At 61.9% G+C, this 15,274-nt stretch carries 12 protein-coding genes and 1 pseudogene; 7 read left to right on the top strand and 6 right to left on the bottom strand.

The features are described from left to right. Positions 1-149: 149 nt before the first annotated feature. Both WH91_RS21145 and WH91_RS24465 read right to left on the bottom strand, forming a co-directional pair. A pseudogene (locus WH91_RS21145) lies at positions 150-2,495 on the bottom strand (penicillin-binding protein 1A); the annotation flags it as partial. Positions 2,496-2,666: 171 nt separating this feature from the next. Continuing rightward, on the bottom strand, positions 2,667-3,929 hold the full coding sequence (locus tag WH91_RS24465) for an N-acetylmuramoyl-L-alanine amidase (RefSeq protein WP_052953028.1): 1,263 nt from the start codon (positions 3,927-3,929) through the stop codon (positions 2,667-2,669). A 592-nt stretch (positions 3,930-4,521) separates the two neighbouring features. On the opposite strand from WH91_RS24465, the gene WH91_RS21135 reads away from it, so the two are divergent. After that, the gene (locus WH91_RS21135) at positions 4,522-7,215 is read left to right on the top strand and encodes an Rne/Rng family ribonuclease (protein WP_046173015.1); all 2,694 of its coding nucleotides are present in this window, start codon (positions 4,522-4,524) and stop codon (positions 7,213-7,215) included. Positions 7,216-7,311: 96 nt separating this feature from the next. Here the strand turns inward: WH91_RS21135 and WH91_RS21130 are convergent, their stop codons facing one another. Next, a complete protein-coding gene (locus WH91_RS21130) occupies positions 7,312-8,457 on the bottom strand; it encodes a pyridoxal phosphate-dependent aminotransferase (protein WP_046172990.1) in 1,146 nt (381 codons plus the stop codon). A 147-nt stretch (positions 8,458-8,604) separates the two neighbouring features. On the opposite strand from WH91_RS21130, the gene WH91_RS21125 reads away from it, so the two are divergent. The 5 genes from WH91_RS21125 to aat all read left to right on the top strand — a co-directional run bounded on the left by WH91_RS21125 (position 8,605) and on the right by aat (position 12,694). After that, positions 8,605-9,480 carry a DsbA family protein gene (locus WH91_RS21125; protein ID WP_052953027.1) on the top strand — a complete coding sequence of 292 codons (876 nt, stop codon included), beginning with the start codon at positions 8,605-8,607 and terminating at the stop codon, positions 9,478-9,480. A 92-nt stretch (positions 9,481-9,572) separates the two neighbouring features. Then, positions 9,573-10,010 (top strand): type II 3-dehydroquinate dehydratase, encoded by a 438-nt coding sequence (gene aroQ / locus WH91_RS21120; RefSeq protein WP_046172989.1) that lies wholly within the window; start codon positions 9,573-9,575, stop codon positions 10,008-10,010. 33 nt (positions 10,011-10,043) lie between these two features. Continuing rightward, positions 10,044-10,532, top strand: coding sequence for an acetyl-CoA carboxylase biotin carboxyl carrier protein (gene accB, locus WH91_RS21115; protein WP_046172988.1), 489 nt, complete (start codon positions 10,044-10,046; stop codon positions 10,530-10,532). Positions 10,533-10,542: 10 nt separating this feature from the next. Further along, on the top strand, positions 10,543-11,889 hold the full coding sequence (gene accC, locus WH91_RS21110) for an acetyl-CoA carboxylase biotin carboxylase subunit (RefSeq protein WP_046172987.1): 1,347 nt from the start codon (positions 10,543-10,545) through the stop codon (positions 11,887-11,889). A gap of 166 nt (positions 11,890-12,055) precedes the next feature. Beyond that, on the top strand, positions 12,056-12,694 hold the full coding sequence (gene aat, locus WH91_RS21105) for a leucyl/phenylalanyl-tRNA--protein transferase (RefSeq protein WP_046172986.1): 639 nt from the start codon (positions 12,056-12,058) through the stop codon (positions 12,692-12,694). Here aat and WH91_RS21100 read toward each other — a convergent pair. The 3 genes from WH91_RS21100 to WH91_RS21090 form a co-directional block, all read right to left on the bottom strand. Continuing rightward, the gene (locus WH91_RS21100; protein ID WP_046172985.1) at positions 12,678-13,172 is read right to left on the bottom strand and encodes a GyrI-like domain-containing protein; all 495 of its coding nucleotides are present in this window, start codon (positions 13,170-13,172) and stop codon (positions 12,678-12,680) included. The genes aat and WH91_RS21100 overlap by 17 nt on opposite strands. 95 nt (positions 13,173-13,267) lie before the next feature. Then, positions 13,268-13,744, bottom strand: coding sequence for a DUF2155 domain-containing protein (locus WH91_RS21095; protein WP_425285341.1), 477 nt, complete (start codon positions 13,742-13,744; stop codon positions 13,268-13,270). Next, positions 13,713-14,096: an NADH:ubiquinone oxidoreductase subunit NDUFA12 gene (locus WH91_RS21090; protein WP_046173013.1), complete on the bottom strand. Its 384-nt coding sequence runs from the start codon at positions 14,094-14,096 to the stop codon at positions 13,713-13,715. Before WH91_RS21090 ends, WH91_RS21095 begins: the two co-directional genes overlap by 32 nt. Before the next feature lie 207 nt (positions 14,097-14,303). On the opposite strand from WH91_RS21090, the gene WH91_RS21085 reads away from it, so the two are divergent. Beyond that, entirely contained in the window at positions 14,304-15,083 is a 780-nt protein-coding gene (locus WH91_RS21085) for an APH(3') family aminoglycoside O-phosphotransferase (RefSeq protein WP_046172983.1), read from the top strand. Positions 15,084-15,274: the final 191 nt, after the last annotated feature.

Below are 15,274 nucleotides of genomic sequence, written 5' to 3'. Positions count from 1 at the left end.
GCATTGGGGGTGTACCACTGGCCCGTTGTGGGGTCGTAGACCGGCTGGCCCCCGACCTGGGCCGGCACGCCACCGGTCTGATCCACAAACCCTGAGTCATACTGCTGCTGCATCTGCTGCTGGCGCTGGATGGCATCAACCGTATTGACGTCGATGCCGATCACGGAGGTCATCAGGTTTGGTCCGGTACCCGGCTTGAAGGCTTCCTCGATGCCGGCTTCGCCCTCGAACGCCTTGACGCCTGAATTGGGATTGATCCAGGCATTGGTCATGCCGGAAGGTTCGACAAAGGGTGTCGCCGGCTTGCCTTCGAGCGCTTTTGCCATGAACTGGGTGAAGATCGGCACGGCAAAGGTGCCCCCGGTAACCGAGCTGCCCATCGAACGTGGCTGGTCGTAGCCGACATAGACGCCGACGGCGAGTTCGGGCGTGAAGCCGACGAACCAGGCATCCTTGTAGTCATTGGTGGTGCCAGTCTTGCCGGCGACCGGACGGTTGAGCGACTTGGCGGCGGTGCCGGTGCCGCGCTGCACCACGCCCTCCAGCATCGAGGTGATCTGGTAGGCGGTCATCGGGTCGAGCACCTGCTCGCGGTTATCAACAATAGTCGGCTCGCCCTGCCCGGTCCATTCTTCGGCCGAGCAACCTTGGCACAGGCGCTGGTCGTGCTTGTAGACGGTCACGCCGTAGCGATCCTGCACACGGTCGATCAACGTCGGCACAATCTTGCGGCCGCCATTGGCAATCGTGGCATAGGCTGCGGTCATGCGCATGTCGGTGGTTTCACCTGCACCCAACGCCATGGCCAGCACCGGTTGCATGGTGTCGTAGATGCCGAACAGCCGGGCATATTCCGAGACCAGCGGCATGCCGATGTCCTTGGCCAACCGAACAGTCATGACGTTACGGCTACGCTCGATGCCGCGGCGTAAAGTTTGCGGTCCATAGAACTCCTGCGCATAGTTCTCGGGGCGCCAGATCGAGCCATCGCCGTTGCGGATTTCCACCGGCGCGTCGAGCACGACCGAGGCCGGCGTATAGCCATTGTCAAGAGCAGCCGCATAGACGATCGGCTTGAAAGACGAACCAGGCTGGCGCAGCGCCTGCGTGGCGCGGTTGAACTCGCTCATGGCATAGGAAAAGCCGCCGACCATGGCCAGCACGCGGCCGGTGCGCGGATCCATGGCGACAAGTGCACCCTCGATCTCGGGCACCTGTTCGAGCGTATAGATCCCAGTCTTACCGGATACCGGCGAGACATAAACCACATCGCCGACCTTAAGGATCGACTGCAAAGGCTTGGAGACCCACTTGATTTCCGGTCCTGAGAGCGTACCCACGGTACGCTCGTCGCCCACGGTATTGTCGGCCAGACTGTCTGGGCGCAGCCCGATGCTGGCCTCGTTGCCATTCATTGCCAACACGACGGCGAGCTGCCATTCCGGCACGTCGCCCAGCGGGACGATCTTGGCGACGTCGGCGCCCCAATCAGCGCCGATCTCGATACTGGCGACCGGAGTACGGAAGCCCTTGGTGTGATCGTAGGAAATCAACCCGTCCATCAAGGCACGACGGGCATATTCCTGCAGCCGTGGCTCAAGCGTAGTGCGCACGGACAGGCCGCCGCCATAGAGCTGATCCTCGCCATACAGCTTGGCCAATTCGCGGCGAACTTCCTCGGTGAAATACTCGGCCAGATAGAGCTGGCTGCCACCGGCGCGCGGGATGACGTTCAGTGCTTCGTCCTTAGCCACGGTAGCTTCTTCAGCCGTCGCATAGCCATTCTCGACCATGCGATCGATGACCCAGTTACGGCGCTCGATGGCGGCCTGCGGGCGGCGGAACGGGTGGTAATTGTTCGGACCCTTGGGCAGCGCGGCGATATAGGCTGCTTCGCTCAAGGTAAGCTCGTAAAGCGCCTTGTCGAAATAGTTGAGCGCTGCGGCAGCAACGCCGTAGGAATTCAGGCCAAGGAAAATTTCGTTTAGATACAGCTCGAGGATGCGATCCTTGGAAAAGGTAGACTCGATACGGATAGCCAGCAGCGCTTCCTGTATCTTGCGGTCCCAGGTCTGCTCGGAGCTCAGGAGGAAGTTCTTGGCGACCTGCTGGGTGATCGACGAGCCGCCGCCTTGGATCGAATTATTGCCGTCCATGCGGGCCAGCAAGTTGTCGCGCGCCGCGCGCACCAGACCGTCGAGGGCAATGCCGCCGTGGCTGTAGAAATCCTTGTCCTCGGCCGAGAGAAACGCATTCACCAGCAGCGGCGGCACGGTCTCGATCGGCTGGAACAGGCGGCGCTCGCGGGCGAATTCGGCCAGCAGCGTGCCGTCGGCCGCGTGCACGCGCGTCGTCACTGGCGGCTGGTAATCCTTGAGCACGGTATAGTCGGGCAGTTCGGCCGAAACCGTGGTGAGATAGATAGCGGCAGCACCAATGCCCGCCAGCACGGCAAACATTCCAAAACCGAAAATCCAGCCAAGCAAGCGCAGCATATAGTTTTTTCTCTCTCGGCGGCTCGTTCGAACCTCCGTAAACCAATCTCTTAGCGCTTGCCCCAACGCGCCGGATTCACCGCAGAATCATAACAGATCGTGGCACCAAAGTGCATCACAAGCCGGCGTAGCAATTTGACGATACGCGCTGGCTATGACTGAATTGTCACATCACTCTTCAGGCACCAGACTGTCGAAATAAGTCGAAATACCGCGGGCCAAGGCCTCTGAAGTCCGATCCTGCCACTCGCCGCGCAGCAGATTGGCCATGTCGTCGGCATTGGAGAGGAACCCGAGTTCCACCAGTACGGACGGCACGTCTGGCGCCTGCAGCACCAGGAAATCGGCCTGACGCACCGGGAAGCGCCGCAGCTCGACGCTGGGTTCGAGCTGGTGGACGATGGACCGTGCAGCAACGAAGGACTGGTGTCGCATTTCGCGCCGCATCAGGTCGAGCAGGATGTCCACCACTTCTGGCGCCATCTGCGGCATGGCAAAACCGGCAATGATGTCGGTCTTGTTCTCGTTGTCGGCCAGCACCTTGTCGAGCACATCGGTGGCATTCTCGTCGCGCGTATAGACGCTGGCGCCGCGAATCTCGGGTTGCTGGAAGCTGTCTGCGTGGATGGAAATGAACAGATCGGCCTTGTTGGTGCGGGCCAGAGCCACGCGCTCCTCAAGCCGGAGGAAAGTATCATCCTCGCGGGTCAGCGCCACGTCGAAGCGGCCGGACGACACCAGCAGTTCCTGGAGGCGCAGCGCAAAGGCCAAGACGATGTCCTTCTCCTTGATCCCGCCAACGGTCTCGGCACCGCTGTCGATGCCGCCGTGGCCGGGGTCGATAACCACCAGTGGCCGCGTGGCAATCGGCAATTCAGAGCCGCCAGCCGGCGTCGAGCTATCTTCAGCCGGCGGCACTGCCGTGCTGGAAGCCGTCGCATCGCGTGCAACGTTGGCCGCAAACTCCTCGGCGGTAGCGGGAATCACATCGACCACCAGCCGCGCCGGCTGGCCTTCGAAGGGATCGAGAACATAGGCTTGCTGCACCTGGGCCGGCGCGGATAGCGTCAGGAGAGTGCGCACCCGGTCCGGCGCCGCCTGTTCGACCATGTATTCGCTGATCATGCTGGCCTCCCCGGCCGGCGTACCAGCAGGCACGGGCACCGAAAAGGTCGCGGCGCGAACATCGATGGCAATGCGATCGGGATCGCTGAGCGAGACCAGCGCAAATTCGGTCTTGGCTGCGAGGTCGATGATGAGACGGGCGCGTTCCGGCGTTGCCGACACACGCACGTCCATCACGTTGGGCAAAGCAACCGGCGCGACGGCGGCAGCCGCGGGCGCGTCCTGCGCCTGGGAAACACCCATGAGCAGAATGCCCGTGAGAATTGCCAGCAGCAGCGCTTGGACAAACTGTCGAACGGATTTCAGCAAGCGCGGACCGGCCCCAATATCGTGTCTGCCGCATCTGCCATGATGGTCGGGCGATTCTGCGGCACGACTGCTCTTATGCGATGATTTGGGCAGGCGGCCAATAACCTCGTGCGAAATGCCCTGCCGGCGGCGGTTTCGACTTTCCTGTTGCCATTGTGACGCAACATCCCTACACGCTTGAGGGGAAGCGCTTGCTTTCTGCAGTACCAGTTTAGATGGCCGAAGGGCCTCTTGCCGCGGTGCAGGAAGTGGCCGGATCAGGGGAACGAAGAGCCCCGAAATCTGGTTCAGAAGCGGCAAATCCAGCGCTTCGCTTTGAATTTCGGTCCTCCATGGACCGGACGGTTGCCGTAAGGCAATCCAATAGGAAGAGGTCAGATGGCCCGCAAGCGGACAGAACGCGACGCGATCGAAAATACCGATTGCCGCTTCGTCACGCAGCATCTTCCGGCCATGACCACATCGACCGGCGCGATGAAGGCAGAGCTTCTGCGCGCCACACCCCCCAAACCATTCGCCTCGCACAGCGCCACAGCAAGGATGCCGGTTTCCCGGCGGCCTCTTGTCGGCGCGCGAGCGCGCGGAGTTCAATATGGCTATCAAGAGAATGCTGGTGGATGCCATCCACCCCGAAGAAACCCGGATTGTCGTCACCACCGGTAACAGGCTCGACGAATTCGACTTTGAATCGGCCCAGCGCCGCCAGTTGCGTGGCAATATCTACCTCGCCAAGGTAACGCGCGTTGAGCCTTCGCTGCAGGCTGCCTTCGTGGAATATGGCGGTAACCGCCATGGTTTCCTCGCCTTTAGTGAAATCCACCCGGACTATTATCAGATCCCGGTTGCTGACCGCGAAGCCCTGCTGCGCGACGAAGAGGCAGAGGACGAGCATCACGATGAGGCCGAAGAGGCTATCTCGTTGCCGGAAGGCGTAACCGAGCCCGACGCCGAGGCCGATCCTCAGGATAGCGAGGAAGACAGCCATATCGAGCAGGCGCCCGCCAACAGCGAGCCCGTCGAATCGATCGGTGGTGCCGATGCACTGGAAGAAGTTCCAGAGCGTCGCCGCCAGAGCCAGAACCGCCGGCACTACAAGATCCAGGAAGTCATCAAGCGCCGGCAGGTCATGCTGGTGCAGGTGGTCAAGGAAGAGCGCGGCAACAAGGGCGCGGCTCTCACCACCTATCTGTCGCTCGCCGGCCGCTATTCCGTGCTGATGCCAAATACCGCCCGTGGCGGCGGCATTTCGCGCAAGATCACCAACGCTGCCGATCGCAAGCGCCTTAAGGAGATCACCTCGGATCTCGAAGTACCGCAGGGCATGGGCGTCATCCTGCGCACGGCCGGCGCTTCGCGCACCAAGGCCGAAGTGAAGCGCGACTTCGAATATCTGATGCGCCTGTGGGAAAGCGTGCGCGAACTCACCCTCAAGTCGCAGGCACCATGCCTCGTCTATGAGGAAGGCTCGCTAATCAAGCGGACCATTCGCGACCTATACAACAAGGAAATCGACGAGGTCTTCGTGGCCGGCGACGCTGCATTCGCCGAGGCCAAGGACTTCATGCGCATGATCATGCCGAGCCACGCCAAAAACGTGCAGCTCTACAAGGATGATCAGCCGCTGTTCTCCAAGTATGGCATCGAAGCCCAGCTCGACTCGATGTTCTCGCCGACGGTCACCCTGCCCTCCGGCGGCTATATCGTGATCAACCCGACCGAAGCACTCGTCTCCATCGACGTGAACTCGGGCCGCTCCACCAAGGAGCACAATATCGAGGATACGGCACTCCAGACCAATCTGGAAGCGGCCGAGGAAGTCTCGCGTCAGCTCCGCCTGCGCGATCTGGCTGGCCTGATCGTCATCGATTTCATCGACATGATGGAGAACCGGAGCAACCGGGCCGTCGAGCGCAAGCTCAAGGATTGCCTCAAGGACGATCGCGCCCGCATTCAGGTCGGCCGTATCTCGCACTTCGGCCTGATGGAGATGAGCCGCCAGCGTATCCGCTTTGGCGTCGTCGAAAGCTCGACCCACAAGTGCCCGATCTGCGACGGCACCGGTCTGGTCCGTTCGGTCGAATCGCTGGCGCTGATGATCATGCGCCAGATCGAGGACCATGTGCTGCGCCGCCAGGGCCAGTCCATCAACGTCCGCGTACCGATCGACGTCGCGCTCTACATCCTCAACTTCAAGCGCGAGACCCTGATCGCGCTGGAACTTCGCAACCAGCTGTCGATCACCATCACGGCTGACGGCAAGTTGACGGGCCACCAGTTCGCCATCGAAAAGGGCGAAGCCCGCGTTATGGCTTATGCCGAGACGCGCGTCACCGAGCATGTCCGCGTCGATAACACCATCATCGAAGACGAGATCGACGACGAAATCTTCGAAGACGAGGAAGAAGTCGAAGAGGCACCCGCCGCTGAAGCAGCAGCCGCTTCTGCCGAAGCTGGTGAGGGCGAAGGCCGTCGGCGTCGTCGTCGTCGCCGCCGTGGTGGTGAAGGCCGCGAAGAAGGTGGCGAGCGTCCGCCGCAGCAGCAGCGTGCGGCCCAGGCGCCGAGCGTCGAAGGCAATGTTGCTGAAGCTGACGAGGCCGACGAAGAGGGTGATGAAGAGAACTCTGCCCGTCCGTCCGGCGAAGCCGTTGGTGACGACGAGCCCCGCAAGCGTCGCCGTCGCGGTCGCCGTGGTGGCCGCCGTAACCGTCGTGATGGCGAAGACGGCGTTCGCGTCCCCTCGCCAGCCGGCGAAGATGAGCTGACCGAGGCACAGACCGACGCGGTTGCGTCTAATCTGCTCGCCCAGGATGCCATCGTCGCTGCCGAACCGGGGCTTGCCGATGCAACTCCCGCCGAGGCAGCCCCGACTGAAAAACCAAGGCGCACGCGCCGCAAGAAGGTGGATGAGACTGCTGAGTCCGCACCGGCCGAATCGGCTCCTGTGGAAGCTGTGGTTGAAGCGGCCCCCGCTGAAGACGACAAGCCAAAGCGCAAGCCACGGTCCCGCAAGCCCAAGACTGAGGCCGTGGAAGCGGCGGAAGTCGCTCAGGCGGCAGTCGCCGAGGTCGCAGATGCGCCCGTCGCAGAGCCAGTGGTAGCACCGCCTTCCGTAACACAGGCTCCAGCCGAAGCGCCCAAGTCGCGCCGTGTGAAGAAGGAACTGCCGGCCGATGGCCTGGTCGTTTCCTCCAGCGCACCCAAGGCAGAGCCGGAAGTCGAAGGCGAACCTGCCGAGGAGCCCAAGAAAAAGGGCGGTTGGTGGCAGCGCCGCCTGGGCCTAGGCTAGAAACAAAAGGGCGGCCTCCGGGTCGCCCTTTTGGTTTGTGCCCCTGAGATCTAATGGCGTCTAGACGCCTGGGGAAAGTCTACTGGTCCAGCGCGACTACCCCAAGAACTTGCCCATCCGCTCCAGCGCCAGTTCCACGCTCTCGCGCTTCCCCGCATAGGAGAAACGGACGTAGCGGTTGCCGCCAGCACGGTCGAAGTCGATGCCCGGCGTGACGGCCACGCCAGCTTCGTCGAGCAGCGTCTCGCAAAAGCCCATCGCATCGTTGGAAAAGCCCGAAATGCCGGCATAGGCATAGAAAGCGCCCTCTGACGGCGCGCCGATTTCGAAGCCGAGCGCATGCAACCCATCATTAAGCAGCGTTCGGTTCCTGGCGTAACCGGCCTTCTGCTCCTCGGCATAGTCGCGCTCGCCCAGCGCCACGGTCGCCGCGATCTGGCTCAGCGTCGGGGCCGAGATGAAGAGGTTCTGCTGCAGGATTTCGGCGCGGCGCACCAAGTCGTCGGGGAGCACCATCCAGCCGATGCGCCAGCCGGTCATGCAATAGTATTTCGAGAAGCTGTTGATGACGATAGCGTCGCGCGTCAGTTCCAGCGCGCTCACCGAAGGGCCGGTATAGTCGAGGCCGTGATAAATCTCGTCCGAGATCAGCCGCACGCCCAGCCGCTGGCAGGTCGCGATGACGTCGGCGAGCCCTGCCCGATCGACGGTCGCGCCGGTCGGGTTGGCCGGGCTGGCGAACAGCAGTCCCTCGAACGGCGTATCGGCATGGGCCGCCGCAATGTCCGCACCGGTCAAGCGCCAGCCATTTTCGGCGCTGAGCGGAATTTCCGCGATGCCGAAGCCCAAGCCCAGCAGCGAATTCACATAGGCCGGATAACCCGGCCTGGTGATTGCAATACGGGCGCCGGGCCTAAACGCCGTATGAAACGCAATAATGAAACCCGAAGACGACCCCATGGTGCAAAGCACCGAATCTGGGTCAACGCTGACGCCGTGCTGCGCCGCATAGTAAGCGCCCAGCCCTTCGCGCAGTTCGCTGAGCCCCTTGGCATTGGTATAGCCCTGCGCCAACGGCAGGGCCCGGCCCACCGCTTCGATGACGCGGGGTGCCGGCGGTGCGCCCGGTTCGCCCACTTCGAGGTGGCAGACCGTACGTCCGGTCGCTTCGATGGCCTTGGCGCGCTTGAGGATTTCCAGTGCATGGAAAGGCATCAGGCCATCGGCAGGCAGTGCGGTCATGGAGCTTCCTCAGTTCTGCAACCGGCCTAGCCCGTTCCAACGGCCCTCTCAACTACAATTGATGCATGGCTTGCTTACCCGTTCACTCCCCGCTGCCAATATCGCCTGGCCTCTGCTAGAAGCGGGCAACTCGTCTGGGAGCACTGCATGTCGCGCGTCACTTTTGCCCTCGTCGCCCTGGTGGGCATTATGGCCGGGGCCCTGGGCTATTCCGTGCTCAACAAGCCTGCGCCGCAGACCGATACGGTTGCGGTACAGGCATTGATCAACGAGGCGCTCACCCAGTATGACGCCAAGCGTGTTACCGACGCGCCGGTTGTCATCCCCTCTCAGGATGTGGCGCAGATCGACCCAGCGACGCTCAACCCGATGATCGAATCATTTTTGATGAGCGATCCGAAAATCCTGCAGCGCATGTCGGTGGCGCTCGATACCACGGTGCGGGCGGAAGAACGTGCCCAGGCCGGTGGCGCCATCGCCTCGATGCGCGACAAGATTTTCAACGATCCGGGTCAGGTCGTGCTGGGCAACCCAGATGGCGACGTCACGCTGGTCGAGTTCTTTGACTACAACTGCGGCTATTGTCGCAACGCCCTGCCCGACCTCGCCACCTTGCTCGCCGAAGACCCCAATTTGCGCGTCGTGCTCAAGGAATTCCCCATCCTCTCCAATGAATCCATCGACGCGGCGCGCGTAGCCGTGTTGGTCGGCGAATCTGAAGTCGATTACTGGACCTTCCATGAGGCGCTGTTCACCAGCCGTGGCCAGGTAGACAAGAGCGTCGCGCTGCTGGCGGCCGCCGATCTGGGCCTGTCGTCCGTATCGCTCGAGCTCGACATGAACAGCGAGGCCGTGGCGAATAAAATCCAGACCTCCTACGAGATCGCCAAGGCGCTCAACATCACCGGCACGCCGACCTACATCATCGGCAACGAGGTCATCCCGGGCGCCATCGGCATCGACGAGCTCAAGACCCGCATCGCCAACATGCGCGAATGCGGCGAGACACTATGCGAGGGTTAAGTCCAACTTTGCTCTCGGCTTTTGCCTTTTAGGTGTATTTCGTATAACCGGGCTTGCGCCGGTTCCAGGTGCCGGTGCAAAAGGCAAGAATCATGGCTAAGCGCGTTCTCGTCCTCAACGGCCCGAACCTCAACCTGCTCGGTACCCGCGAGCCCGATATCTATGGCGCGGAAACGCTGCAGGACGTCGAGGCTTTGTGCCAGCGGACCGGCGAAGAATTCGGCCTGACGGTCGTTTTCCGCCAGTCCAACCACGAGGGTGAACTAATCACCTGGATCCACGAGGCCCGCCAGACTGCGGATGCCATCGTCATCAATCCGGCGGGTTATTCCCATACATCAGTCGCCATCCACGATGCGCTCAAGGGCGTGGGCCTGCCGGTTGTCGAAGTCCATATTTCCAATATCCATCAGCGTGAGAGCTTCCGGCATCATTCCTATGTGTCGGCTGTCGCCTTTGGCGTCATTTGCGGCTTTGGCGTCAACGGGTATAGAATGGCGCTCACAGCGCTTGCCGAAAAACTCAAATAGAGATCAACGCGTCCAGCGCGGGAGACGACAAGAATGACCAAGTCATCGCAAGTGGATCAGGACCTGATCCGAACCATTGCCGAGCTGCTCAACAAGGAAAATCTCGCCGAGATCGAGATCGAGCAGGAGGACTTCCGGGTCCGCATCACCCGCTCATACGCCAACGAGGCCCCGGTCTACGCACAGGCACCGCAGTATTATGCGCCCCAGGGCGCTCCTACGCCGCTGGCTCCGGCCGGTTCGGTTCCGGCTGCCGCGCCTGCGGCCGTTGAAGACCTTGCGTCCAATCCAGGCACCCTGACTTCTCCGATGGTCGGGACTGCGTACCGCTCGCCAGAGCCGGGCAAGCCTACTTTCGCCGAAGTCGGCACCAAGGTGACCGAGGGCCAGACCCTGCTGATCATCGAAGCCATGAAGACCATGAACCAGATCCCGGCGCACCGCTCCGGCACCGTGACGCGGATTCTCGTCGAAGATTCCCAGCCGGTGGAATACGGCGAGCCGCTCGTCGTCATCGAGTAAGGGGAGCTCCATGTTCCAGAAGGTCCTCATCGCCAATCGCGGCGAAATCGCCCTGCGCATCCTGCGCGCCTGCAAGGAGCTCGGCATCCAGACCGTGGCTGTGCATTCCACGGCCGACGCCAATGCCATGCATGTGCGCCTTGCCGATGAAAGTGTCTGCATCGGTCCGCCCGCCGCCAAGGACAGCTATCTCAACATCCCCTCGATCCTCGCGGCCTGCGAGATAACCGGCGCCGATGCGGTACATCCCGGTTACGGTTTCCTCTCGGAAAACGCCCGTTTCGCCAAGATCCTCGGCGAGCACAAGGTGACCTTCATCGGCCCTTCCGCTCACCATATCGAGATCATGGGCGACAAGATCACGGCCAAGAAGACTGCCGTCGAGCTGGGAATTCCCGTGGTTCCCGGCTCCGCTGGCGCCGTCGAGAGCGACGAAGAGGCACTCACGACCGCTGCCGAAATCGGTTATCCGGTGCTGATCAAGGCAACTGCCGGTGGCGGTGGCCGCGGCATGAAGGTCGCCAAGTCCGAGAAGGACGTGCTGGAAGCCTGGTCGACCGCGCGCACCGAAGCCAAGGCCGCCTTCGGCAACGATTCCGTCTACATGGAAAAGTACCTCGGCAAGCCACGCCATATCGAAGTGCAGGTTCTCGGCGATGGCCTGGGCAATGCCGTCCATCTCGGCGTCCGCGACTGCTCGCTGCAGCGCCGCCACCAGAAGGTTTGGGAAGAGGCCGGTGGCCCAACCATTGCGCCAGATGAACGCGACAAGATCGGCGAGATCTGCGCCGCCGCCATGCGCAAGCTGAAATACTCCGGCGCCGGCACCATCGAGTTCCTGTACGAAAACGGCGAGTTCTTCTTCATCGAGATGAACACCCGCCTGCAGGTGGAACATCCGGTTACCGAACGCATCACCGGCATCGACATCGTCTATGAGCAGATCCGCGTCGCCTCGGGCGAAGCCCTTTCGATGCGCCAGTCCGATGTCAGCTTTTATGGCCACGCCATCGAAGTGCGCATCAACGCCGAAGACCCGCAGACCTTCGCGCCGTCCCCCGGCACCATCACCTTCTACCACCCTGCCGGTGGCGTCGGCGTCCGCGTCGATTCGGCGGTCTACCAGGGCTATAAGATCCCGCCCTATTACGACTCGCTGATCGGCAAGCTGATCGTCTACGGTCGCACCCGCGAGGAATGCCTGCAGCGCCTGCGCCGCGCCATCGACGAATTCGTCATCGACGGCATCAAGACCACGCTCCCCCTGTTCCAGCGCCTGATCCGCGAGCCGGAAATCCTGGCCGGCAATTACGACATCCACTGGCTGGAAAACTACCTGGCCGAGAACAAGGTCTGATTTTTATTTAGCCGGCGATCGTGTCGCGGCCGCCGGGCTGCACCTCCCCCTTGACGGGGGAGGTTGGGAGGGGTGCGAGAGCCCCGATATTTGGGCCAATCCGCCCCCTCCCTTGATCCTTCCCCGCAAGGGGGAGGGTATCGACTGACGCGGATCGGTGCGCACCATGTCTAAGCCCAGCCCTTTCGACATCGAAATCACCCCAGAACTGATCATCCGCGCCTATCGCGCCGGGATTTTCCCGATGTCGGAAGATGCGGCGGACGACGATATCTTCTGGGTCAGTCCTGAGATGCGCGGCATCCTTCCGCTCGACGGCTTCCATCTATCCACCAGCCTGCGCAAGGCGATCCGCAACTCGGGCTTTGAAGTCCGCGTCGATACCGATTTTGAGGCGATCATCGAGGGCTGCGCCACGGTGGGCGCCGATCGCGACAGCACATGGATCAACCGCACTATCCGCTCCGTCTACGGCGAGCTGTTCCGTCGCGGCGTCGCCCATACCGTCGAAGTCTGGGACGGCGCCGACCTGGTGGGCGGGCTCTATGGCCTTGCCATCGGCGGGGCCTTCTTCGGGGAATCAATGTTCCACCGGCGCACCAATGCCAGCAAAATGGCCATGGCGCATCTGGTCGAACGCCTCCATGCCGGTGGCTTCGTTCTGCTCGATACCCAGTTCGTGACCGACCATCTGGAATCGCTCGGCGGCATCGAAATCTCCCGCGCCCAGTATGAGGAGCGCCTCGCCGACGCGCTCCTGCTGTCTGGTGACTGGAACGCCTGGGACGCTACTGCGCCAGCCTGAAAGCCACTTCGGTCACGGGAAAGCCGGGCGGGTCTTCGCTTGCGTCCCTGAGGTAGATTTCCATTCGAGTGGCGCCAAGGAAGCGATTCCCGACGACAGTGCCATCCAGTTTGTGGCCGTTGGCCTTGGCCCAGCTGTCGAGTTTCATGTTGGCGTCGTGCAGCTCGTGATAGGGCGCAGTGGCGGTGATGGACGCATACCGGCCGCCCGGTAGCGTGCCGGTGGTGACCGTTGCGTCGCCAACCAGCAAGGTTTTGGTCGGCATGCCGACCTGCATTTCCATTTTTCCGCCCGGAAAGAAATTCACGTAGTTGAAGAACGGCGCGCCGTCGGTCTTGCCGCCCTGCGCTTCGATCCAGGCGATGACCTCGCCGATCAGCGGCGGCGCCACACTGCTAATTTCGAGCTGACTCAGCGTCATGGCCATGGCGGCAAAAGCCTGGGCGGGTTTTTCGACTATTTTCGGTTCGGTCAGCATGTCACGCTCCTCTCGTGTCAACCAACGCCTCCACCGGAGGCTAGCATCGACACGACGATGAAGGGCGGGCAGATTCGACAGCTCGCTGAAAAAACCTAGCGCTGATCCGGCGAGGGTACATCTGTGCTGACTTTGCACTCGACCAGCCAAACGTCGTAAATCGCGTGGTCGATGGCATTGAGGGCCGGGCTGTCGGCGAACATCCAGCCCGAGAAGATACGCTTGGAGACGCCGGTGAGGCTGCGCTGGTCGACTTCGAGAAAAGCCGAGGTGCGCTGGGCCTCGGTGCTAGGTCGGCTGTAGCAGGCGTGCGGGGTGATTTCCAAAGCGCCGAACAGCACCGTCTCGTCAATATAGACGTCGAAGCGGGTGATGCGGCCGGTGATCTTGTCGAGGCCGGCAAAGCTGGCCACCGGGTTGGCGATTGGCTGCGCCACGGCCGGCGTGGCGAGGCCAAGCAGCGCCAGTCCCCCGATGGGAACCAGCGTCTTGGCAAATCTCAGGACGGAGGAGCGGGCGAGGCGCAAGGCGCCGGCGCCCTTATTCAGGCGACCAGGCGTCGTAGTCGCCAGTTACGCGCGGGCGTTCGCCCTTGTTGAGCAGGCTGCCGTCGGGACGATAGGCTGCGGCGGTGCCAGTCAGGTTCTGCTCATGCGGCTTTTCCCAAGACTTGGCGACATAGCCATCCTTGGTCGGCGGCACGTCGGTCCGGTGATGCATCCAGCCGTGCCAGCCCTGACCGATGGTCGAGGCATCGGCATAGCCGTTATAGGTCACGTAACGGCGATCGGCCTTCTTGTCCTGATAATACTTGTTGCCGAATTCGTCGCTGCCGACATAGTCGCCGAAGCGCCAGATCCACAGCCGGGTTCCCCAGGTCTGGCCGTTCCACCAGACGAAGATTTCACTCAGGAATTTCTTGATACCGGATTTAGCCACGTGTCGATTCCGCCGTCGAAAATTCGAGTTGCGCAGGGCTTATCATGGGTCACCGGCAGAGCCTAGCCAGAATTGCCATCAACAGTGCAAGCTCACCATTCTTGTGCCAGTTGAGTAGAAGGCGCAACGCCGCAACACTCTCCAATTCTGCGTCGCGGTCATAGCTTCGAGAATACACACCGGATTCAATTGATGCCCGCTTCCATCTCCGAACATCCGGCCCTGCCCTCGCGCCTCGCAGTCCTCGGCGAGTGTGCGCAGGTCACGCTGGGCCGCTCAGGCGCCAAGGTCTGGCGGATCGAGCATGGTGCTGAAACGCTGTTCCTCAAGGCCGAAGCCACCCATCCGCTCAGCGAACTGCCTGGTGAGGCCCACCGCCTGCAGTGGCTTGGCGGCACGCCAGTGCCGGTCCCCGAGGTAAGGGATAGCTTTGCCGAGGACGATTTTAACTGGTTGCTCATGACCGCCATGCCCGGCACAGACCTCTCCCAGTTGACCGCGTCTCCCAATCAATTGCGTATCGCCCTGGCGAGCGGTCTGCGCGCGCTGCACGAGCTCGATACGCTTGATTGCCCATTCGATCACCGATTGAACGTCCATCTGGCGGATGGTGCGGCCAATCTTGCCGCCGGCCGGGTGGATGAAACCGACTTCGATGAGTCTCGCGACGGCTGGACGGGGCGGCAGGTGCTGGACTGGCTGTTGGAGCACCGCCCAACGAGCGAAGACCTTGTCGTGACGCATGGCGATGCCAGCCTGCCCAACATGATGTCGCGGGACGGCGCTTTTGCCGGAGTGATCGATTGTGGGCGGCTGGGCGTGTCCGATCGCTGGCAGGATCTGGCGCTCGCCTGCCGCAGCCTGATTTACAACTGCGGCCGGGAACATGTCGCCCCGTTCCTCGCGGCCTATGGCGCCGAATGGGACGAAACGCGCTATCGCTACTACTGCACCCTCGACGAACTGTTCTGAACCGCTTGTCACCTATTGCTGGTGTCCGATCGGTACGAGCCTATGCCAGCGAATGCACGACCACTACCAATGGTGGTCAAATCCCCAAGTGACACAATCGCGCCCATATTTCTGCGCTTGACACCATTTGCGTGTCGCGATTCTGTCATGTTCAGACGTGGTGAATGCCAGATTAACACGCAAAGAAAGTT

Origin of the sequence: Devosia psychrophila (assembly GCF_000971275.1) — a bacterium.
GTDB classification, from domain to species: Bacteria; Pseudomonadota; Alphaproteobacteria; order Rhizobiales; family Devosiaceae; genus Devosia; species Devosia psychrophila.
Note: the sequence above shows the minus strand (reverse complement) of the source record. Positions and strands in the feature narration are given on the sequence as shown.

Bases quoted from the DNA above. Each gene is read 5' to 3' on its own strand.
- WH91_RS21135 (WP_046173015.1), top strand. From the start codon at position 4,522: ATGGCTATCAAGAGAATGCTGGTGGATGCCATCCACCCCGAAGAAACC.
- WH91_RS21130 (WP_046172990.1), bottom strand. From the start codon at position 8,457: ATGACCGCACTGCCTGCCGATGGCCTGATGCCTTTCCATGCACTGGAA.
- WH91_RS21125 (WP_052953027.1), top strand. From the start codon at position 8,605: ATGTCGCGCGTCACTTTTGCCCTCGTCGCCCTGGTGGGCATTATGGCC.
- aroQ (WP_046172989.1), top strand. From the start codon at position 9,573: ATGGCTAAGCGCGTTCTCGTCCTCAACGGCCCGAACCTCAACCTGCTC.
- accB (WP_046172988.1), top strand. From the start codon at position 10,044: ATGACCAAGTCATCGCAAGTGGATCAGGACCTGATCCGAACCATTGCC.
- accC (WP_046172987.1), top strand. From the start codon at position 10,543: ATGTTCCAGAAGGTCCTCATCGCCAATCGCGGCGAAATCGCCCTGCGC.
- aat (WP_046172986.1), top strand. From the start codon at position 12,056: ATGTCTAAGCCCAGCCCTTTCGACATCGAAATCACCCCAGAACTGATC.
- WH91_RS21100 (WP_046172985.1), bottom strand. From the start codon at position 13,172: ATGCTGACCGAACCGAAAATAGTCGAAAAACCCGCCCAGGCTTTTGCC.
- WH91_RS21085 (WP_046172983.1), top strand. From the start codon at position 14,304: ATGCCCGCTTCCATCTCCGAACATCCGGCCCTGCCCTCGCGCCTCGCA.